Raw genomic sequence first — 21,718 nt, 5'->3', positions numbered from 1 at the left:
AGGGAATCACTCGGTGACGTATCTTAATAGAAATATCCAGAATTACCTTTGTTTTTGGCATTATAAAGTGCTAAATCTGCTTTTTTAAATAAGCCATTTATGGTTTGTGCATGCTCAGGATATAAAGCAATCCCGAAACTTAATCCAATTAAGATTTCATTATCATAAATTTTCAGTGATTTTTGCAAATCTAATAAGATTTTTTCAACATATCTTATGGCTGTAGATATATCAGAGTGGATTAGCAATACAGCAAATTCGTCTCCACCAATCCTGGCTGCCAGGTCATATTTTCTGCAGTTTTTAATAAACAAATCTGCTACGTGCTTTAACACTTCATCTCCTGCCTGATGACCATATTGGTCATTGATTCCTTTAAATTTATTAAGATCTGCCAATATTAAAACCAATTTTTCTTCTTCTCGCTGTGCTAAATTAAGGTTGCATTCAAAATACTCAACAAATTTATGTCGATTAGCCAGTCCAGTCAGTTGATCGGTTGAAGCCATTCTTTTTATTTTTCTTTGTTCTCTTAGTCTATCTGAAATATCTCTGGAAGAGGCGTAAATGTAATTTCTTCCCTTTAAAGAGATGCCTTTTGCATTAATTTCAACATCAATAATAGAGTCATCCTTACGTTTATGCTTCGTTTCGAAAGTATCGGATGAGTACAATAATATTTTTAATTTGCATGCAATCTCATCACCTGGTATAAGAACATCCCAGTCTCTTACATTGAGTTTTAACACTTCTGCTTTGGTATAACCGAGAGAGTCTGCAAAAGATTGATTGCATTCAATCACATCACCATTTTCATCCAGTATGTGTATTCCATCCCCTGCTAACTCTAAAATAGTCCTAACTTGCTCAGCTTTTTCCATTAACTCCATTTCTGTATTTTTTTGAGATGTTATATCCGTCCTAATTGAGTAGTATTCGATGGGTTTTCTATTGGCATCAAGTCTTGGAACAATGGTGGCATCAATCCAATAGAGTTTTCCATCCTTTCTTTTATTACATAACTCGCCACGCCAAACATGACCAGCCTCGATCGTTTGATACAGATTTTGATAAAATTTTTTATCATGTACACCTGATTGCAGCATTCTGTGGTTCTGTCCAATGAGTTCGTCTTTTGTATACCCACTTAATTTACAATAGAGATTGTTAACATAAGTTATTTTTCCGTTTGCATCCGTGATGCACATGCTACTGTGAATATCCACCAATTCTTTATGAAGTTGTAACATTTCAAATGATTTTTTTAATTCTTCGTTTTTTGATTCAATTAGTCGTTCGAGCTGAATTTTATAAGCAAGTAATTCAGACTCCGTTTTCTTTTGATAGGTAATATCATTGACAAATACAAGTGCATAATTTTCATTGTTTTTGATAAATAAGTGAGCACGAACTTCAACTGGAAAAACTTCTCCAGATTTTTTTTTATGTTGCGTTTCGAAATGTAATTGCTTTTTTTCGACAAAATCACGCCAAAATGTAGGCCAAACCTCTCTCGGAAACAGCGGATCCCACTGCCATACAGACATTCCAACCAATTCATCGCTTGTATAACCCAGTGATTCACAAGCCGCGTTATTTACATATACGATTTGAGATTCATCGTTCATCAAAAAAACTTCATCCGAAGAAACTTCTGTCGAATAATGAAAAAATTTACTATTAATCGGTATTTGATTCTCACTTTGTTCTTTATTCTTTGTATTCAGATCATGCTTTTCAGAGATTGGTTCTTCTGCAAGAGCCACTATTTTTTTTATGAAATTCGCGATCCCCAATAAACTTAGTCTATATAAATCATTAAATACTGATTGTTCAATCTGTTTAAAACGAATTAGAGAGCTTTGGAAGTTTCTTTTTTTTATTGGCTTTTCAGATAGGATTAAGTGCTCACTCTTTATTGTATATTTTGAGATGGAATTGAACATCTTAAGAATATCTTTTCTTTCTCCTTCAAGGATCTGGAGAAAAGTATGCTCTGAGTGTAATAAAAAGCCACTGAGATTAAGCTCTACGGAATGAGAACTTATCTTTTCAAAAATATCCATGAACTGACAGCTATTAGAGTCAGGATCTAAAGAGCTGATATAGATTAATTGGTATTCATCCATTTTATAAATTTAATTTTAGATATCAATTAAATACTAGGATTAATACTATTATGCTGCAAGTTTTAGATGCTTTATTGAACGTTCGGTCCTAGACCCATTAGGTGAAAATGATGCAGTTGCCGCCATGAAAAATATGGCAGTGATGTTTTATTTTGTCGCACCTGTATTGTTGCTCAAACTCTCCAGTCACTTGGTGGAGAAGCAGGAGCTGGGTTAATGGATTTAATTAGTGGTTCTGAACGACATAGCGAAAACATGACTCAATCCGGAATGCACGTTGCCAAAACAGGATTAAAAATCGCCTCCAAGGGAGCATTATAATGTTTTTAAAACATTTCATTGCGTTCAAATACTTCATTGAACTCACGAATACTAATCAAACCGGCCTCATACTTTTCTCGAGCCTCATGAATACTCATATAGCGATTATTAGGTTTTTCTTCCGTAACACCAACAATAGCATCAAGAAACTCAACCAACCATTGAAATGTCTTTCTCATTTGGAGCCTTCCCTGTGATAAAAAATTACATCATCCGTTCAACCATTATAGGCATATTTCAAATTCTATTGCCAATAGCGGTATTGCTTGTTCTTGCCCCATGGTTCATTAATACCCAAGTTATCAACCACCTGCAAAAACCAGGAATTCATCCATGGTTCATTGTATTGCATGCACTCTTTTACTTAACTCTCATCCTGGTATGGCAGAAACTAGTCCACCGCTTAAACAAACAAAACCCAATTAATGCCGAACAACTGCATTCATTACTCTACCCATTCCAGGCCTCTATAGAGCATGGCAAGCAATAAGAGTAAAATGCTACCATCATCAATTATTGGGATGCCCACTTATGCCCTCTCCACCTCAGAAATTCCTTTGTCTAAAAACTGGCTACTCCTTGGTAAAGGATTTCGTTGGCGGCCAAGTCACACGCAAAAGATTCACCAAATCAAACAAATAAAAAATGAAAAATTCATGCAAAAGGCTCTTGCTATCAAACAGTAAGACGATTTTGTCAAAACCATGAGCACAGCAAATTAGCTAAATGGTTAAACCATCGTTCAAAACTCAATCCATTCAGACCAGTAGTTTCTATGGTTAATGATACACCACTTGGGGATGAGGGAGTTTATTTTATAACAGACAATTGTTAATTTACCTTCTGACATTTATCATTAAATTTATTGAATTTTTTTACCTCAAGTCCGCTCTATATTAATAGGTTGACAAATAATGTCAAAAAATCAAAACAATAAGATTGGATTTCTTGAAGCCACTGCCATTGGTATTGGAGGTATGGTAGGCGGTGGGATATTCGCTGTTCTTGGTTTATCAGTGGAGTTGGCTCGCGGTGCAGCGCCACTAGCGTTTTTTGTAGCTGGAATGGTGGCCTTATTCACTTCCTATTCCTACTCACGTCTGTCGGTTACCTTTCCTAGTGAAGGTGGCACCGTTTATTTTTTTGACCAAGCTTTTGGTTCTGGGTTGTTAACGGGAAGTGCAAATGTTTTGTTATGGATTAGTTACATTATCATGCTCTCTCTTTATTCTTATGCTTTCGGTAGTTATGCTGCTTCTTTGTTGCCCATGTCCTTACACTTTTATTGCAAACATTTAGCGATTACCGGGAGCATTGTGTTGCTCACTGCTTTGAATTTTTTCAGCGTGCGAGTGATCGGTGACTCGGAAGAATGGATTGTTTTGATAAAAATAATAATCCTGGTTTTTTTTATATTTGCTGGGATTGGCGGTATAGAAGTTAGCCGATTGACTCAATCGCCCTGGCCATCTCCGTTAAATTTGATTTCAGGAGGAATGATTATTTTTCTTGCTTATGAAGGATTTGAATTGATTGCTAACACTGCTCATGAAATTCGCGACCCCGATAAGAATTTACCCAAAGCTTTTTATACTTCAGTTATTTTTGTCATCATTCTGTATGTCTTAATCGCTACCGTAACGGTAGGAACGCTACCAATTACAACAATTATCCATGCCCGCGATTATGCACTTGCTGAAGCAGCACGCCCTGCTTTGGGTTTTGGTGGATTTTTTTTGATTGCTGTGGCAGCAATGTTGTCGACTGCTTCTGCAATTAATGCCACTATTTATGGTGCAGCACGGTTGAGCTTCATTATTGCCAAAGACGGGGAATTACCACAGTTTTTGGAGAAAAAAGTTTGGAATAGACCTATTTCTGGTTTACTCATTACTGGAGGATTAACCATAGTTATTGCTAACGTGATAGATTTAGATAATTTATCGCTAATGGGTAGTTCCGGATTTCTTTTGATTTTTGCAGCAGTAAATTGTGCAAATGTTCTTCTGGCTAGTAAGACAAAGAGCCGTGCCTGGATTTCTGCTCTGGGCGCTTTTTTTTGTTTTGTTGCACTGGGATGTTTGGTATGGTACGTGGGAAAAACTCAACCAATCCAATTATGGTTTTTGGCCGCATTGATCCTAATTGCGGTTATGATTGAAGGTACTTTCAAATTGACTGCTAGAAGATCTTTGCATTTGGTTAGAAAAAAGTAATTCGCCCTACTTCATTGTACAGCGAATGGTGAGATGTAAATCAGTGCCAAAACTCATAGATTTAGTAACTTTAGTTATAGCATCTGTTGATGCTTGTACTCACTAGAGTGAGTCACTCTTCTATAGCCTTTTTTCCTGGTCCTTGTTAAATAAGCGCTTTTCTTCTGACTTAGATTGTGTGATTTCCACTAAAAGTTGAATTTCTTTTTCCATAATTTGAAATGACTTTTGCATGTAATCTAATGTGTTGTAACCCAGCTCAAACAATATGTTCATCTGTCTCTGTAATAATTCTTCTGCATTTTCAAAATTCGCCATCTCGGATTTTAGATAAGGAAAACTCTCTTGGTCTTTATCAGTAAAAATGCGGAAAAATTGGTCTAGCTCATCTAAATTTGCAAGAAATCTTGGGCTTGTTCCAATGGTGAAACTCTCCAGAATTTTACTATTTAATGGGGGCATCAGTTGAAAAAGTTTATACCCTTGGTTCCATTGCTCAAATAGATTATTCATTTTAATTTCCTTATAATGCACTGCACAATACTAGATTAGAAGTGCATCAATCCAATGTCAAATAATCAGAAAAGCCCATGAGGATATTGCTACAGATATTAACCGCCATTAATATCCAGGTTAGCACCAGTAATAAACCCTCTCTCAATAGCTGCCAAAAACTCTACCGCATCAGCTACTTCTTCTGGCTTGGGTAATACCTGCATTGTTTACCAACACGTCGATATGCCCAAAACGCCCCATAACGAGGGAAACCAGTTTTTCTCAATCCGCAAAGTGAGCAATGTCAGCATAAGCAAGCTCAATATCATACCCCTCTTCTTTCAGAGCCATTTGCCATCGTTTTGCTTCTTCATGTCTGCCATCCTTGAAATAGCGAGCAATTACTTGATAGTTTGCTGCTAAACGCTTGCAAATTGCTGTCCCTATTCCGCCTGTACCTCCTCGGTCTTTCGCTCCAGAAACAACACTCCTTGTATGTTTTAATGTGCTACTGGTTTAGATTGTTTTTTGGCTAATTGTTCGCTTTTTAACTGTTCTACTATAATAGATGAATAATCAAATTTACAATTGATAATGAGTTTAAGGTTTAAATTGAGGTTAAAAGATCTTCCTCTAAATCTTGCTTATCAATAAAATTATAACACTGGATAAAACAGGGAATTATACGTTTTTTCTGCTTTAGTAAATGGAGATGATTTTGAAAGAACCAAGAAACAAACAGGAGCAAAATAATAACCAATTAAATGATACTGAGGCTTCTCAAACATTTGGTTTAGACAAACCATTACACGCCTGGTTAAGTCATTTTTCGGGATGGCTATCACCATCTACTTTTCTATCCTCTTACTATGACTGGTTAACCCATTTAACACTCTCTCCTGATAAACGCTTGGAACTGATGAACAATAATTCAACTAATAATTTGCAATTATTGTTCTATTTATTGAATATTTGCCGCAATCAGGAAGGTGAACCCTGCGTGACGTTACGAGAATCCGATCATCGATTTCAAAATGACTTGTGGAATCAATTTCCATTTGCACTGTATTCGCAATTATTTTTAATGACTGAGCAAGCTTGGGATAAGGCCACAACAAATATTCGCGGCGTTTCAAAACATCATCAAAATCTTATGAATTTTATAACAAGACAAATACTCGATATATTTGCACCATCCAATTTTCCTGTCACCAATCCCGAAGTCATTGAGGCAACAACTAATGAATCAGGAATGAATTTTGTTAATGGATTCAATAATTGGATTGAAGATGTTTCTCGTATTATCAATAAACAACCTCCAGTGGGTTCAGAAGAATTCAAAGTCGGAAAAAATGTTGCAATTACCCCAGGAAAAGTAGTTTATCGAAATCATTTAATCGAACTGATTCAATATAAACCAACAACCACCAAGGTTTATGCAGAGCCTATTTTAATCGTACCTGCATGCATTATGAAATATTACATTCTAGATCTTTCTCCCAATAACTCCATGGTCAAGTATTTAGTCGATCATGGGCATACTGTATTTACCATTTCCTGGAGAAATCCCGATAGCAAAGATAGAAATTTGAGTATGGAAGATTATATTAATCTCGGCGTATTGGATGCTATCGAAACCATCAATCATATTGTACCAAAACAAAAAATTCATTCAGTGGGATATTGTCTTGGTGGAACGATGTTAATGCTTGCAGCAACTTTATTAGCAAAAAGAAAACTAGACCAACTAAAGACCATTACCCTATTTGCAGCTCAAATCGATTTTAAGGATGCAGGTGAACTCATGCTTTTTATCGATGAAAGTCAAATAGCTTATCTTGAAGACATTATGTCGGAGAAAGGCTATTTAGATGGATCGCAAATGGCAGGAACATTCAGTATGCTGCAATCTGTAGATCTCATTTGGTCTAAAAATGTTCTTGATTATCAATTGGGAAAAAGAAGACCGGTTAACGATCTTATGGCTTGGGATTACGATACCACACGTTTACCGTACACCATGCATTCAGAATATTTGAGAAAATTATTTTTAAATAATGATCTGGTTGAAGGACATTACAGCATTGATGGCATGGCACTATCTTTAGAAGATATTGACTGTCCTGTTTTTGCAGTAAGTGCCTTAAGAGACCACGTTGCACCCTGGAAATCCGTATACAAAATTCACCTCTTTACTGATACTGACATCACCTTTGTATTAACAAATGGAGGCCATAATTCAGGGGTTGTAAATGAACCAGGTCATCCAGGGCGAAGCTATCAACTCATGACGCATAAAAAAGGTGAGAAGTACATTTCTCCAGAGCTTTGGCAAGAAACAGCATCACATAATGATGGTTCCTGGTGGCCTGCATGGCAAGATTGGCTCGCCAGTCATTCGGGTAATAAAGTGTTACCCCCTTCATTAGGAAACTCAAAAAAAGGGTATAAAGTTATATGTGATGCACCAGGAACCTATGTTTTTCAAAAGTGATGCATAAAGGATGTGTCTGGTTAGTGATTTTTTAAACCTGAGCTAGCAAATAAGGGAGAGTTCTCATTATGAAACTCAGTATAGGCCACCCCAAAGATTCCAAATCAACCCTGGGATCGAAAATTGATATGCAAGATGATTTACAAACTCTGCCTCTGCCAGAAGTGGAGAGACTATTAGAAACATCTAAGGACGGCTTAAATCATCAAGAAGCACAAAAGCGGCTGGCCCAATATGGGCCGAATCAAATAGAAGAAAAAGAAGAAAATCCCATCCTGAAATTCCTTTCTTATTTTTGGGGTCCTATCCCATGGATGATCGAAATTGCGGTGATCCTATCAGGAGTAGTTCGACATTGGCCAGATTTTTTCATCATTCTCATTTTGCTTATATCCAACGCTTTGGTTGGATTCTGGGAGGAACACGCAGCAGGTAATGCCATTGCGGCGCTGAAGGCCAAATTAGCACTCAAAGCACGCGTGAAACGTGATGGAAAGTGGATCAACACACCAGCAGGTGAGCTGGTTCCTGGCGATATGATTCTTCTGCGTTTAGGCGACATTATACCTGCCGATGCACGCTTGTTAGAAGGTGATCCTATAGAGGTGGATCAGTCCACACTCACTGGAGAATCATTACCCGTCACTCGCAAATCAGGCGAGGCTGTATTTTCTGGCTCGATTATTCGTCAAGGAGAAATCGAAGCACTGGTGTATGCCACTGGAACGAACACCTATTTTGGTAAGACAGCACAATTAGTGGAGGAGGCACACACCGTCAGTCACTTCCAACGCGCGGTGTTAAAAATTGGCAATTATTTGATTGCTTTTGCATTGGTTCTAGTAGGAACAATCATTACTGTTGCAATTTATCGGGGTGATCCAGTTTTAACTACATTGCAATTTGCCTTGGTGCTCACTGTTGCCGCAATTCCTGTAGCAATGCCTACAGTGTTGTCTGTGACCATGGCAGTCGGAGCACGTCTTCTCGCTAAAAAAGAAGCAGTGGTAACGCGGTTAGCCGCCGTAGAGGAATTAGCTGGAGTGGATGTACTCTGTGCCGATAAAACCGGAACGCTTACCCAAAATAAGCTCACTTTAGGTGAACCATTTGGCGTTAATAATATTACAGTTGAAAACTTGATACTCAACGCGGCCCTTGCTTCACGTGCGGATGATAATGACACGATTGATCTGGCGGTTCTTGCAGGTCTTAACAATGTTGAAGTCTTGAAAGAATACCAGATTCTTCATTTTCAACCCTTTGATCCAGTACACAAACGGACTGAAACCACTGTTAAGTCCTCAGATGGGAAAGAATTTAAAGTAACTAAAGGTGCTCCACAGGTAATCTTGGCATTGTCAATTAATGCGAAAAAAGTTGAACCCGAAGTAGATAAAGCAGTCAATGAATTCGCAGCTCGAGGCTTTCGTTCTTTGGGTGTGGCGCGAGCTGATAAAGAGGGACAATGGCAATTTCTTGGTGTGTTGCCTCTATTCGATCCACCACGAGAAGATGCCAAGACAACCATTGCGACTGCAAACCAGATGGGTGTGAAAGTTAAGATGGTAACAGGCGATCAATTGGCAATTGCTGCGGAAACTGCCAAGAAATTAGGCATGGACACCAATATTTTCGATGCCAGCGGTTTTGATACCCCTAAAGAAAAAGTGTCAGTTAAATTATCAGAATCCATTGAACATGCCGATGGTTTTGCTCAAGTGTTCCCCGAACATAAATTCCGTATTATGACGATTTTGCAAAAACTCGGTCACATTGTGGGTATGACTGGTGATGGCGTAAACGATGCTCCTGCTCTAAAGAAAGCGGATTGCGGTATTGCTGTTTCAGGTGCTACAGATGCAGCACGAGCAGCTGCATCGATTGTGTTAATGACGCCAGGTCTCTCAGTCATAATAGACGCAATTAAGGAGAGCCGGAAAATTTTCCAGCGCATGAACAGTTATGCGATCTATCGTATTGCTGAGACCTTGCGAGTGCTCTTGTTTATGACATTGGCTATCCTAATCTTTAATTTTTATCCAATAACTGCGGTAATGATTGTGATGCTGGCCTTACTCAATGATGGCGCCATCTTATCGATTGCATACGATAATGTGCATTATAAAAATGAGCCAGAGGCTTGGAATATGCGTCTAGTGCTGGGAATTGCCACAGTTCTGGGCACTATCGGCCCCATAGCATCGTTTGGACTGTTTTACCTGGGCGACCGCGTTTTCCATCTCGATCACCAACATCTTCAGCCGATGATGTATTTAATGCTATCAGTGGCTGGGCATCTGACGATCTTTCTTACCCGCACACGAGGCCCGTTCTGGTCTATACGCCCCGCAAAGATTTTGCTGTTTGCAGTAATTGGTACCCAAATAATAGCAACATTCATTGCAGTCTACGGATTTCTTATGCCACCTCTTGGTTGGGGTTGGGCTGGGTTTGTTTGGGGATATGCACTGATATGGGCACTCTTGAGTGACCGTGTGAAACTGCTTGCCTATCGGATTCTTGATCCTGTTAAAGCTTGAATTTGGAAAAAGCATTCGTAATGAATAAAAGGATATTATGATGATAATCGATCTGAATAATAAACAAGGCCTAGTGACTGGAATCGCCAATGAGCATAGTATTGCCTATGGATGTGCAGAACAATTTCGTCTGGCCAATGCCGAATTAGCAATAACTTTTCTTAATTCCAAAGCAGAACCTTACGTTCGTCCTCTGGCCTTACAATTAAAATCCCCCCTTATTCTTCCTTGTGATGTACAGCAAGAAGAAGAAATTATTGCATTATTTGCTGCGATTGAAAAAAAATGGGGGAAGCTGGATTTCATGTTGCACTCTATGGCTTTTGCTCCTAAAACTGACTTAGATGATAAACTGGTTGAATGCACCAAAGAGGGATTCCTGGAGGCTATGGATATCTCCTGTCACTCCTTAATTCGACTGTCGAAATACGCTGCACCCTTGATGAAGAACGGTGGTAGTATCTTGACTATGAGCTATTATGGCAGCCAGAAAGTCGTGCTCAATTATAACTTAATGGGTGTAGTCAAAGCAGCATTAGAAGCATCAGTAAGATATCTGGCTTATGAATTAGGGCCTATTAATATAAGAGTAAACGCGATTTCTCCAGGACCTATTCAAACACGTGCCGCATCGGGTATTCCTAATTTTTATGAATACATTAAAGCAGAAGAAGAACGATCCCCATTGCACCGTTTGGTTGATATTAAAAATGTCGGCAACTTAGCAGCATTTCTAGTAAGTGATGCCTCTATGGATATGACAGGACAGGTCTATTATGTTGACTCAGGTTACTCCATTATGGGATAAGGAGCACAAACATGTCTTTTATCGAAAATAAAACATTTGATGAACTTAAAATCGGTGATTCAGCGCACCTTAAACGCACACTCACCCCAAAGGATATTGAACTTTTTTCCATCATGTCAGGTGACGTAAATCCAGCCCATGTGGACGCTGAATACGCCAAAGATGATATGTTCCATAAGATCATCGCCCAAGGGATGTGGGGCGCATCACTCATATCAACGGTGCTTGGTACAGAGCTCCCAGGCCCTGGCACCATTTATTTAGATCAAACACTTAAATTTACTGCTCCCGTGGTACCAGGTGATGCGGTCACTGTTATCGTTACCGTGACTGATAAAAATCCTAAAAACCATATCGTTGATTTGGAGTGCAACTGCGTGAATCAACACGATAAAACAGTAATCAGTGGTATTGCCACGGTTATTGCCCCAACACTAAAAGTAAAAAGAGAACGGGTTGAATTACCGAAGGTTCTTTTTAAGGAACCTAAAGGTGCTTGGTACAGACATATAATTAAATTGACAGAACACTTTGCCCCTCTTAAAACCGCTGTTGTTCATCCAGTCGATAAACTCGCCTTACAAGGGGCTATCGATGCAGCTAAAGAAAACATCATCATCCCTATTCTGGTTGGTCCAAAAGATAAAATTCTGGCCGCTGCCATTGAAGCCAATCTGGATATTTCTGCCTACGAAATTATTCCAACCCAACATAGTCAGGAGGCTGCTGAGGTTGCAGTGCAGCTTGCACGAGAATGTAAAGTAGAAGCTCTAATGAAGGGAAAAATCCACACCGATGAATTGATGGGGCCCGTTGTACATAAAGAAACTGGGTTGCTTACTGGACGAAGGATGAGTCATGTCTTTTATGTAGAGGCTCCTAATTATTCCAAACCTTTATTTCTCTCTGATGCAGCACTTAATATTCAACCTAATTTACAAGAAAAAAAGGACATTACTCAAAATGCAATTGATTTGTTTCGGACTTTAGGTTTTGGTACCCCAAAAGTTGCCATTGTTTGTGCTGTTGAAACGGTCAATGAAAAAATGCAATCCACCCTCGATGCTGCCGCATTAAGTAAAATGGCTGACCGAGATGAGATAACGGGCGCCATTGTAGATGGGCCACTTGCATTTGATAATGCCATTTCTATTGAAGCCGCACGTGAAAAAGGGATTAGATCAAATGTCGCTGGCGATGCTGACATTATCATTGTACCTGATATTGAATCAGGCAATATGCTCTATAAAGAAATGACTTATCTGTCTGGCATGGAAGCTGCTGGTATCGTGATGGGTGCAAAAATCCCTATTATTTTAACCAGCCGTGGAAGTGATGATATCTCACGTAAAGCGTCTTGTGCACTGGCTTTAGCTTATGTGCGTCATAAGGAACAATTAAATGCATAAAGTCATCTTAGTGATTAATTCAGGCTCTTCGAGCATTAAATTTTCACTGTTTGCTTGTCAGCAAAAACTCAATTTGCTTTATCATGGTGAGATTGAAGGTCTTTTTGAGTCGCCTTATTTAACGATACTTAATGCAACCCATGCGCATATTTTCAAACAGAAGATTGTATCCCAAGGACATGAAGCAGGACTAAAATCATTTTTTGACTGGTTTGAGCAACTATCCAATTCCATGACTTTAACAGCAGTAGGACATCGAGTAGTACATGGAGGGATGTATTTCTTTCATCCCACATTAGTGACTGATGAAGCCATGAAAACTATGACTAGTTTGAATCCATTAGCCCCCTTGCATCAACCACATAATCTGGAAGCCATCAGAATCATCAAAACGATTTACCCTAAATTGCCCCAAGTCGCATGCTTTGATACCACATTTCATCGTACTCAAGAAAAACTGGCAACCCTTTTTGCTATTCCAAGAAAGTTAACTGATGAAGGGGTACTTCGTTATGGGTTTCATGGAATTTCTTATGAATACATTGCCTCCGTCATGACACAACATATGGGTGAGACTGGAAATAAACGCGTCATAGTGGCTCATTTAGGTAATGGCGCGAGTATGTGTGCTATGTATCAATGCCAAAGTGTTGCCACCTCGATGGGATTTACCGCATTGGATGGATTGATGATGGGAACTCGCTGCGGACGCATCGATCCTGGCGTTATTTTATACCTGATCCAAGAAAAAAAATATTCTCCCAAAGAAATGGAACATTTACTTTATAAAGAATCCGGTTTACTAGGAGTCTCCGGCATCAGTAATGATGTACGTGAGCTATTAGCAAACTCTGATGTCAATGCACAAGAAGCCATTGATTTATTTTGTTATCGAGCTGCACTTGAAGTGGGCTCTTTATCTACCGCACTCAAAGGATGTGATGCATTGGTATTTACTGCAGGAATTGGTGAAAATGCAGCAATTATCCGCAAAAAAATCTGCGAACAACTTAGTTGGTTGGGCATTAAAATTAATGATCAAGCTAATGAAATGAATTCGGTTATTATTAGTGATAATGAAAGTAAAATTAGGGTCAGCGTCATCCCAACAAATGAAGAATATATGATTGCGAAACATACTTGGAACATAGTTGAAACCAATTAAATCAAAAATAAAAAAATACAGTCAACACGAATCATTACATCCTATTAAAATGGTCGTGTTTGCAATCATTTTGGGTATTTTAGGTGGATTAGGAGCAATATTATTTCGTACTTTAGTCGCTCTTATCCATAATGTCGCTTTTTTAGGTCATTTCAGTTTTATTTATAATGAAAATCTTCATACATCAGCCAGCATATGGGGAATAGGAGTTATTTTTGTACCTATAGTTGGCAGCATCATGGTTATTTGGCTTATCAAAAAATTTGCTCCTGGACAGAGTGGGCTTGGAGTTCCAGAAATTTTAAACGCTATATTTTGCCAAGATGGAAAAATTCAACCTTCAGTATCTTTGGCTAAGATAATAGCATCTGCTTTGACGATAAGTACTGGTGGTTCAGTAGGACGTGAAGGTCCTGTTTTTCAAATTGGCGCTTTATCAAGCTCCATCATCAGTAATTTGCTTCATTTATCCAGACAACAAAGAAAAATACTCATGGCAGCGGGCGTAGCTGCTTGTACCGCTGTAATATTTGATGCACCCTTCGCTGGAATTGTATTCGCCAGTGAATTTATGTTAGAGACTATTTCAGTTTTAAGCATAGCGCTCATTATTATTGCGACATCTTTTGCTCTTTGCATTGAATATTTATTGATTGATGTAAAACCGATTTTTTCTACTCCATTAGTAAATCAAATAAACAGTAACCTGACGTTATCTAACCTACTTTTATTTGTTTCTTTTGGGATGCTTGTAGGAATCATTTCAATTTTGCTCATTCGCAGCGTTTATTACTTCGAGGATTTTTTTAATAGTCACTTTAAAAATGTGTTTCTACGTCATATGACTGGGATGCTAATTGTTGGCTTTTTCATGTATTTATCAATGTATTTATTCGGTCATTACTATATTGAAGGAATAGGATTTGCAACAATTCAAGACTGCCTTAATAATCAGATCCTCAATCTATGGCTGTTACTATTTTTGGTTGTAACTAAATTATTGGCAACCTGTTTGACGCTGGGCTCAGGTGCATCTGGAGGAATATTTTCACCTTCCTTATTTATAGGAGCAACTTTAGGAAGCGCTTTCGCTCTTATGATTAATTACTTTGTTCCAACATTTGTTGTAGACCCAGTTTTGTTTACCTTAATCGGTATGGCAGCAATGTTAGGAAGTACTACGGGTGCATTGATTACATCCGTGATATTAACTTGTGAAATGATGAGAAATTATCATTTTATTTTACCTCTAACACTCACTGTATTAATCGCTTATCTAGTTCGTTATTCTTTTTGCCGTGAAAATATATACACTTTAAAATTGCATCGACGAGGTATTGATTTACCGCGAAGATATTTTAATTAGCTTTTAAAGCTCTTCTTCAGGGTTCTCTCGACTTATTTTTCCTCTCGTTTTTTTTACATCACTTGCTTTGTTTTTTTCCAAATCCATAGTCAATGCCGTTATACCCTGAGTTTTCGGCAAGTCTGCGTGACTGAGCCAGGTCTATTGTTTAGCCTATAACCTCAATGATTTTAAGAGGCGACTTTATGATAAATGGCAGCAATAAATTAGACTCTGTGAAACAAGCATTTAGACATTGGCGAGCGACACGAACAAAGCGAGGACAAATCCCTGATGCGTTATGGGAGCAAGTCAAAGAACTATTAAGTGATTATACCCCTTCAAAAATCGGCACTCATCTGGGCATCAGCCCAGTCCAAATCAGGAAAAAATTACTACCATTAGTTAATGATGAATTACACTTTGTTGAGGTAGAGAGAATGCCTTTGACATCTGACTCAGCGTTTTTATCCAATAAAGGTAATCTTTGTACTTTTGAACTTCTTCGTCCCTGTGGAAGTACACTAAAAATCAATGCAGTACCTATGAATATGGTATCAAAGCTCATGCTGGATTTCTTGGGGTAACGATGCTTCAGATAAGTTCTCAACATCGGATATTATTGGCCATTGAACCGGTTGATTTTAGAAAGGGTATCGATGGCTTAAAAGCGTTGTGCAAGCAAAAGCTATTCAATGATCCATTCAGTGGAATTGTATTTGTCTTTACCAATCGTATGCACACGTCGATAAAGCTCTTAGTATATGATGCCAGTGGATTTTGGTTATGTCAAAAGCGTTTTAGTCGAGGTAAGCTCGCTTGGTGGCCAACTGGAAGTAATCCTTCGGTAAGCCTTCGTGCCTGCGAGTTAATGATTTTATTGGCACAAGGTCATCCAGTCAAAGCGGGATTACCTGAAGACTGGTTAAGTGTTTCTCATGCTGCTCGTGTTGATTCTAGTAAAGCCAAAGTGTTTTCGTAATTCCAGGGAAGCCAGGCTTTAGGTTCTTTAACAATTTGGTTTTTATAAACCTGGAGTGTAATCAGGTATTCAAAGGGATTGATGCCGGATAACTCACAGGTATAAATGATGCTGGTGAGTACACCTCCTTCCATAGCGCCGTATCCGGTTTTGTAAAACAACCAGGTATTTCGGCCTCTGATAGGGATTTTTAAACCGCGCTCCATGTCGTTGTTATGGATAGGAGCTCCTGGGATTTTTAAAAAACGGATGAGTTTTTCCCAATTCTTAAGCATGTATTTGATAGCTTTGCCCAAGGATTCATTGGGCTCTACTTGTTTGGACGACAAAAGATGCTCCATGTATTCTCTAGCCTCAAGCATTGCGGGCAAGCTGTGCTTCTGGTGGTAGACCAGACGCTGTTGTTCATCATATCCAAGTTGTTTCGATTCCTCATCTATTTTAAAAGGAATCGAAAGCCATGGGACTAGCAGTTGCACACAATGGTGTCATGAGTCTCTGGGATGTTATGACTTAGCGCATCACACATTTGGATGACCTTACCATTATTTCTATTGCGTTTATGGAGCAATCGCTCCATGTTTTCACCAGAGTGGCGTTGGCTGTTATAAAACAGAGCAATTCTATGGTTACCATTGTGGGCCAGTATTCCCGTTGTGAACATGCCTCTGCGTTTCTTATCGGGATTTAATCTGTTGTGACGAATCGCATCAACGATTCTAAGAACGGTATCATCATTGTGAATTAAAGAACCATTGGCGGCCATTTCCTCTAATGCAGGGAATATCAATAACGCACAACCGGCTAGTTCTTCCATGAGTTGCCATTGGGTAGAGGATGGAATGGGAAAGCCAATGAGCGATTGAAAATATTCTTGTCGATGAAATGGCATAGCCATGTAGTACTTTTGTAAGGCTAGTATGGCTTTAAAACTTGGATGATATTTTTCTTTGTGGACATGGGTGGGAATATCGGCACTAAAGAGCTCATTGCATAAAGCGCATCGTAGCTTCTCAACCCAGTATTTATCAATCGATGCCAGATTCTGTCCCTTGATGTTAACGATAATTACAGGGGCAATGCGATAAAGCCTACCACCGCAGTCAAATGGGCAAAGTTGGCCTGCGCTTAGCTGCTCCAAAGTAATATGGTGTTCGACTGCATTGTTGTAGGCTGTATGTGGTAGTCTTCCATGTCCTTTGGAAACTTTTGGCTCATGGCTCTCATCATTTGATGTGCTGGGTACGGGCTCTTCTGGAGCGGTGTTATTCTGTTCTTTTTTTAGAGAGTTGTCTTGTTGTTTCGTAGCCTTATCCCCTTTGCCAAAGATAAGACGCTTTAGATTGGATACAGTGATTTTATGCTCGACCAATGCCTTGGGAATCCAAGAAGCCAGGTTAATACACCCAATGACAAAAAGTTTTGTTCCCTCAGATAAGTTTGAGGAGTGCACCGATGCAATAATTTGCTCAATCTCATCTTGCGATTTTTCAATGACCATTGGTAAGTCTTTTGCTGGTGTCATTTAGTAACCATGCTCCACTTGGGAGCAGCAAGGGTAACTAGCAGTTGTAATAAAATCAATAGGTTAATTGGGGAAAATAATCAATCCACGCTTATTTGCTGTAAAGTCACAAATCATTGAGGCTATAGGCTAAACAAACACTCTGTCTTTAGTCACGCACGCTTCCCGAAAGTTCAGGGTTCTTTATAAAGGAACACCTAAAGGACGTCATAAAATGACCAAAACGAAAAAACGCGATCAAGGAAAAGACTCTAAAAAACACAGTGCTGCATGGAAAGAACCTTGGTTTCTTGTTACTTCCTTAAAAGAAGTTAAGGACAATCCTGATATTGTACGTATTAAATATAAACGAAGAATGGTTATTGAAGAAAATTTTAGAGACACAAAGTCTACTCAGTTTGGTTTTAGTTTCGATAAAAACATCACTAAAAAAAAGAACGTTATGTTGTTTGGCTAATGCTTGCTGCTTTAGCCGGTCTCATCGCTTGGCTCACCGGGGCCGCTGCAGAGCAATTAAAGTTGCATTATGATTTTCAAGCAAACTCTTATAAACATCGACGTGTCTTGTCCTTCTTCTATCTCGGATGTCAGATTATTAGAAAAAAAATAAACCTCGATATTAACTGGGAGTTAATTTTTAAGGAGCATGTTTATGCTCCTTAAAAAAATGAGTCGATCCCTCAGGCCCTTGGCCCGACAATCATCTATTAGTAGTTAACAGCCCGTACACAGCGAACAGCAAATACTCCAGATTTAACGTTAGGAAAAGGTTCAGAAACCGGCCCTGGCCGAAACTCCTGATACCAGGCAGCGTTCATTGGAGCATTCGAAGCCTCCGTTGAGCTCCAATACAATTGATTGGTTGCTAAATTAGAAACAAAGCCCAGTAAAAATAGATTGGTTGCTATATTTTCCATACTTGAAGTGCAACCTGAACCCCTGCCTACTTCATCCGGACCTAATTGACAAATTGCAGGCAAATACCAAGTGCCCTCAGATACAGTTCCACTATTATCAGCAGTGATTTGGTGACATAGACCTGCTGCATAATAATTGGTTGAAACTGGTGCACTGCTACTAAAGCTATTGTAATAAATAAAAATATTTTGTGAGTTGCACACTCCATCAGTACCTCCGTTACAATTTTGCTGTCCAGGGTATTGAGTAGCAGTTTGCCCTGATGGTTCTGTTGCATTAGGAAAAGGGGCTAAACTGGTTGAGTTTTCGGCTACGCCCCAAATACTCGTAAAATCGGGATTAGTACCTCCAGTTCCGTCTGAACTCCAAACAACAGGTGAACCAGAAGCATCATTATTATCTACTACATAAGCGGTAGAGCTATCCGGAATAGAAAATACCAAGTAGCCATAGATGGAAAAAGCCAAGGCAATTGGGTTTGATATATTTGGACCATCGCCGGTGAAAATTATTCCTCCTTGAGCCAAATAGGGCTGTACTGTATTTGATGTAATTTTTACTGTACACGTTCCATTTCCTGCAAGCACAGGACAAGTTGTACTTGTAACTCCGGTCCATCCTGTAGATGATAAATCCACACCTACATTAGTTATTGTATTCGGTGTCAAATTAGCTACAGTAATGTCAACTCCTGTTGGATCATTGACAGGAATTATTGCCGTTGAAGGTACAGAAAGTGAAACTGTCGGCGACACAACGGATAAGCTAACAGACACTAAATTAGTATTATTGCCTTGTATTTCAATAGAAGTGGTAGGTAATACATTATGTGCAGTCAATGTAATCGTGCAAGTACTTCCCGGAGCAACCAAGCTGCAATTAGCATAACTCGCACTGATAGCCCCGCCAGCTCCATTTAAATTAGCCTTTATATTTTCAGCATTGACAGGTGAGGAGGAACTGTTTATCACATAGATGTTTTGTATACTTTCCGGACCAACGGTTGTCATATCTAATGAGGAAGGAGATGCACTAATTGATGCGCTCGGAGGACTGCAAATAATGGCTTGCATATCAAAGAATCTTGCTGAGGTATTACTTCCTTTAACGGCCACATTGGGTATTAAAAAGGTTACTCCAGTATTGGTGTGAAAAGATATAGTGCAACTTGCTCCCGGATATAAGCGAGGCGGGCATCCATTATTTTGCACCACATAAGTCAAGAAATTTGCGTCATTAGAAAATGTACTAATATTTTGTGCTACTACTCTTGAAGTATTGGTAATTGTTATAGAACCAGGCCGCGACAAGCAAGAAGAGTTTTGTGCAATGGTTACCATACAGTTTCCCAGTCCTTGATTACAAGGAATTGCAGTATTTGCATCAGACTGTAATTGAATTTCCAATTCAGGGAGTAATGAAACATGGGCGTATGATGCACTGCCAGGTTCAAGAGATAGAAAAAAAAATAAATAGTAGATTACTTTTCTATTTTTTGCCGATCTTATGCCCTTTCGAAAAAAAGAGTGAACTTGAGTAAGTAGATTAATACATTGGTAAATCGCTAAAATAAAATCAAAAATATACTTCTTGTATTGTCTTTTTTCTTTCATCAAACTCCCCTTTGATCTGTTGAATTTATCTTGTGTAATTTAATCTAAAATTTTATTGAGCAAATCAGTCCTTAAGGTTTACGCGCTCATGTTGATTGAATGATTGTAGTGCGCGCAGCGTTGCATCACGCTGCTCGATTGTTCTGCCGCCAATGAGGACATTTCCTTTTCAGCTGAAGGCCAGTTACGAGCATGGGATTACTTTGAATCAACACCAACCCTTGACGCCCTAATCAATGAATTTAATTAAGCTTGGAATATAAGGAGGAAGTTATATCTTCTTCTCGACAGTGGTTGGAGTCAGAGCTAAATGAGCCTCTTTTCTGTAGCAGCAAATTAAGGGCAGTACGTTTTGCAACAGCTGATAAAATGGTAACAGTGTAAGAAAGATTAGGCATCGCCTCTTGATAATTATTTGTTATATCATTAATAAATTCTTCACGTAGCTCAGGCTCTGGTATATAAGGCAAGTAACGTGCAAGTGATGTTATAATAAAAAAACGTAATTCACTCTGATTTTTAAAAATTATTTCTTTAGAACAAAGATCAACCTTACAATCCATAAAGTTAACCTCTCTTAACATCTTATCATATTGATCGACTGTAAATGTAACCCGCTTGTTATCTAACTTAGTAAATATATTATTCCATTTTTCTGATTTTACAGTTTTTTGAATTACTGAAGACAATGTCGAACCCATTACTGGGAAGAGAACAATTAATTGACCTTCATTTTTAAGATACTGATAAAGATTATTAGTAAAAGTTTTTTGTTGCTCCATGGGAATATGTGATACAGCCCAGGAGCATATTATTAAATCTGCTGAATTTTTGAGGGACGGATTAAATGAAGTAAGATCCTCGACCTGAAAAGAAACATTGTTCTTTGAATATTTCTCTTTAGCGAACTCAATCATGTTCTCTGCATTATCTAACCCTACAATGCGGTAACTTGGTAAATGATTTCCAAGAAAACCAGCTAAACTACCAGTACCACAACAGACATCCATGATAGTTGATTCTTCAGGAATATCAGCCTTTTCCAAAAAATCCAAAACAATAGTTTTGGTAGTTACAATTTGTGGAATAGACTGTTCATATACTTCAGGAGAAATAGGGTATTGTGGCACTGCTTATCCTTTATTAGAGATCTTAGGTAACTTTCTTTAGTTAGGATACTAATATTTTTTTATTTTTCATGCAATTACCAGATCTCATCATTCAATTTTTAGCCCTAACTTCTCTTTAGTTGACGGTCATTTCATTATTCCCGAACTCTCTTGAGCAATCATTATTGCCATAGTTCTCTTTGGGCTAAATTAATTCCAGAAGCTATGGAACAAGGTGGTTTAAAATAACTCGGTTTATAGACTTAGAGGGTCAGGCCTTGAATTGTGAATTTTCAATTAAAAGTTGATTCATAATTCAAGGCCTGATCCCATATGTGCTACTCAAGTTAAAACTGGCGATAAATTATTAAGCAAGAGGCAATGCGCGATCCCGAGTTCCCGTGAAATGGATTATTGCTTCAAGTTCATTATGGTCCTAGGTATTAGCTAACCCAGAGCTCCTTTTTTCTTCCGTGCCTACATCATCGGCATCTGTTGCTACTGCTGTTTTATATGTTGTGATACTCGGATCAGATATTGATTCCAATCGATCGTAGATTTGCGGCAAAAAACGCCCCAACCTATTGATTTTATTACGCCTGCTAGCTAACCTTGCTGCCCTTAAGAGGAGCAGGGTTGCTAAATG

At 38.7% G+C, this 21,718-nt stretch carries 20 protein-coding genes and 3 pseudogenes; 14 read left to right on the top strand and 9 right to left on the bottom strand.

Annotated features, from left to right (window positions below; translation table 11 throughout):
- Positions 1–23: 23 nt before the first annotated feature.
- Positions 24–2,129: a PAS domain S-box protein gene (locus BGO44_RS04560; RefSeq protein WP_273198954.1), complete on the bottom strand. Its 2,106-nt coding sequence runs from the start codon at positions 2,127–2,129 to the stop codon at positions 24–26.
- A gap of 70 nt (positions 2,130–2,199) precedes the next feature.
- On the opposite strand from BGO44_RS04560, the pseudogene BGO44_RS04555 reads away from it, so the two are divergent.
- Positions 2,200–2,450, top strand: a pseudogene (locus BGO44_RS04555) (conjugal transfer protein TraG); the annotation flags it as partial.
- Between the two features lie 5 nt (positions 2,451–2,455).
- Here BGO44_RS04555 and BGO44_RS04550 read toward each other — a convergent pair.
- The gene (locus BGO44_RS04550) at positions 2,456–2,629 is read right to left on the bottom strand and encodes a hypothetical protein (protein WP_193393435.1); all 174 of its coding nucleotides are present in this window, start codon (positions 2,627–2,629) and stop codon (positions 2,456–2,458) included.
- Positions 2,630–2,643: 14 nt separating this feature from the next.
- On the opposite strand from BGO44_RS04550, the gene BGO44_RS04545 reads away from it, so the two are divergent.
- From BGO44_RS04545 to BGO44_RS04535, 3 genes and pseudogenes are all read left to right on the top strand, one after another.
- On the top strand, positions 2,644–2,940 hold the full coding sequence (locus BGO44_RS04545) for a hypothetical protein (RefSeq protein WP_273198955.1): 297 nt from the start codon (positions 2,644–2,646) through the stop codon (positions 2,938–2,940).
- Positions 2,889–3,249: pseudogene (locus BGO44_RS04540) on the top strand (type IV conjugative transfer system coupling protein TraD); the annotation flags it as partial. The gene BGO44_RS04545 and the pseudogene BGO44_RS04540, both read left to right, overlap by 52 nt.
- A gap of 115 nt (positions 3,250–3,364) precedes the next feature.
- Entirely contained in the window at positions 3,365–4,666 is a 1,302-nt protein-coding gene (locus BGO44_RS04535) for an APC family permease (RefSeq protein WP_273198956.1), read from the top strand.
- Between the two features lie 120 nt (positions 4,667–4,786).
- On the opposite strand, the gene BGO44_RS04530 is transcribed toward BGO44_RS04535, so the two are convergent.
- Both BGO44_RS04530 and BGO44_RS04525 read right to left on the bottom strand, forming a co-directional pair.
- On the bottom strand, positions 4,787–5,179 hold the full coding sequence (locus tag BGO44_RS04530) for a hypothetical protein (RefSeq protein ID WP_273198958.1): 393 nt from the start codon (positions 5,177–5,179) through the stop codon (positions 4,787–4,789).
- Positions 5,180–5,368: 189 nt separating this feature from the next.
- Positions 5,369–5,608 (bottom strand): annotated as a pseudogene (locus tag BGO44_RS04525) (SDR family NAD(P)-dependent oxidoreductase); the annotation flags it as partial.
- A gap of 271 nt (positions 5,609–5,879) precedes the next feature.
- Here BGO44_RS04525 and BGO44_RS04520 point away from each other — a divergent pair.
- The 8 genes from BGO44_RS04520 to tnpB all read left to right on the top strand — a co-directional run bounded on the left by BGO44_RS04520 (position 5,880) and on the right by tnpB (position 15,907).
- Entirely contained in the window at positions 5,880–7,655 is a 1,776-nt protein-coding gene (locus tag BGO44_RS04520) for a PHA/PHB synthase family protein (RefSeq protein WP_286822669.1), read from the top strand.
- Positions 7,656–7,723: 68 nt separating this feature from the next.
- On the top strand, positions 7,724–10,198 hold the full coding sequence (locus BGO44_RS04515; RefSeq protein WP_273198960.1) for a plasma-membrane proton-efflux P-type ATPase: 2,475 nt from the start codon (positions 7,724–7,726) through the stop codon (positions 10,196–10,198).
- A 40-nt stretch (positions 10,199–10,238) separates the two neighbouring features.
- Positions 10,239–11,006 carry an enoyl-ACP reductase FabI gene (gene fabI, locus BGO44_RS04510; protein WP_273199010.1) on the top strand — a complete coding sequence of 256 codons (768 nt, stop codon included), beginning with the start codon at positions 10,239–10,241 and terminating at the stop codon, positions 11,004–11,006.
- Between the two features lie 11 nt (positions 11,007–11,017).
- Positions 11,018–12,415: a bifunctional enoyl-CoA hydratase/phosphate acetyltransferase gene (locus BGO44_RS04505; RefSeq protein ID WP_273198961.1), complete on the top strand. Its 1,398-nt coding sequence runs from the start codon at positions 11,018–11,020 to the stop codon at positions 12,413–12,415.
- Positions 12,408–13,580, top strand: a complete 1,173-nt coding sequence (locus tag BGO44_RS04500; RefSeq protein ID WP_273198962.1) for an acetate/propionate family kinase — start codon at positions 12,408–12,410, stop codon at positions 13,578–13,580. Before BGO44_RS04505 ends, BGO44_RS04500 begins: the two co-directional genes overlap by 8 nt.
- Positions 13,567–14,946: a chloride channel protein gene (locus BGO44_RS04495; RefSeq protein WP_058511954.1), complete on the top strand. Its 1,380-nt coding sequence runs from the start codon at positions 13,567–13,569 to the stop codon at positions 14,944–14,946. Before BGO44_RS04500 ends, BGO44_RS04495 begins: the two co-directional genes overlap by 14 nt.
- A gap of 185 nt (positions 14,947–15,131) precedes the next feature.
- On the top strand, positions 15,132–15,512 hold the full coding sequence (locus BGO44_RS04490) for a hypothetical protein (protein ID WP_273198963.1): 381 nt from the start codon (positions 15,132–15,134) through the stop codon (positions 15,510–15,512).
- A 2-nt stretch (positions 15,513–15,514) separates the two neighbouring features.
- Positions 15,515–15,907 carry an IS66 family insertion sequence element accessory protein TnpB gene (gene tnpB / locus BGO44_RS04485; protein WP_273198964.1) on the top strand — a complete coding sequence of 131 codons (393 nt, stop codon included), beginning with the start codon at positions 15,515–15,517 and terminating at the stop codon, positions 15,905–15,907.
- Here tnpB and BGO44_RS04480 read toward each other — a convergent pair.
- A complete protein-coding gene (locus BGO44_RS04480; protein WP_273198966.1) occupies positions 15,862–16,386 on the bottom strand; it encodes an IS66 family transposase in 525 nt (174 codons plus the stop codon). The genes tnpB and BGO44_RS04480 overlap by 46 nt on opposite strands.
- Positions 16,374–17,432 carry an IS66 family transposase gene (locus BGO44_RS04475; protein WP_273198967.1) on the bottom strand — a complete coding sequence of 353 codons (1,059 nt, stop codon included), beginning with the start codon at positions 17,430–17,432 and terminating at the stop codon, positions 16,374–16,376. The genes BGO44_RS04480 and BGO44_RS04475 overlap by 13 nt, the downstream gene beginning before the upstream one ends.
- A 214-nt stretch (positions 17,433–17,646) precedes the next feature.
- On the opposite strand from BGO44_RS04475, the gene BGO44_RS04470 reads away from it, so the two are divergent.
- Together BGO44_RS04470 and BGO44_RS04465 are read left to right on the top strand one after the other, a co-directional pair.
- Positions 17,647–17,889: a hypothetical protein gene (locus tag BGO44_RS04470; protein ID WP_273198969.1), complete on the top strand. Its 243-nt coding sequence runs from the start codon at positions 17,647–17,649 to the stop codon at positions 17,887–17,889.
- The gene (locus BGO44_RS04465; RefSeq protein ID WP_273198971.1) at positions 17,889–18,095 is read left to right on the top strand and encodes a hypothetical protein; all 207 of its coding nucleotides are present in this window, start codon (positions 17,889–17,891) and stop codon (positions 18,093–18,095) included. Before BGO44_RS04470 ends, BGO44_RS04465 begins: the two co-directional genes overlap by 1 nt.
- A gap of 44 nt (positions 18,096–18,139) precedes the next feature.
- On the opposite strand, the gene BGO44_RS04460 is transcribed toward BGO44_RS04465, so the two are convergent.
- The 3 genes from BGO44_RS04460 to BGO44_RS04450 all read right to left on the bottom strand — a co-directional run.
- Positions 18,140–19,963: an Lcl C-terminal domain-containing protein gene (locus tag BGO44_RS04460; RefSeq protein WP_273198972.1), complete on the bottom strand. Its 1,824-nt coding sequence runs from the start codon at positions 19,961–19,963 to the stop codon at positions 18,140–18,142.
- 242 nt (positions 19,964–20,205) lie between these two features.
- The gene (locus BGO44_RS04455) at positions 20,206–21,093 is read right to left on the bottom strand and encodes a class I SAM-dependent methyltransferase (RefSeq protein WP_273198973.1); all 888 of its coding nucleotides are present in this window, start codon (positions 21,091–21,093) and stop codon (positions 20,206–20,208) included.
- A gap of 415 nt (positions 21,094–21,508) precedes the next feature.
- Positions 21,509–21,718, bottom strand: a 210-nt coding sequence (locus BGO44_RS04450) for a hypothetical protein (protein ID WP_286822666.1), incomplete at its 5' end; no start/stop codon positions are given.

It is taken from the genome of Legionella sp. 39-23 (assembly GCF_001897665.1).
In the GTDB taxonomy this organism is placed as follows: Bacteria; Pseudomonadota; Gammaproteobacteria; order Legionellales; family Legionellaceae; genus Legionella; species Legionella steelei.
This window is presented reverse-complemented; position numbering and strand designations above follow the sequence as displayed.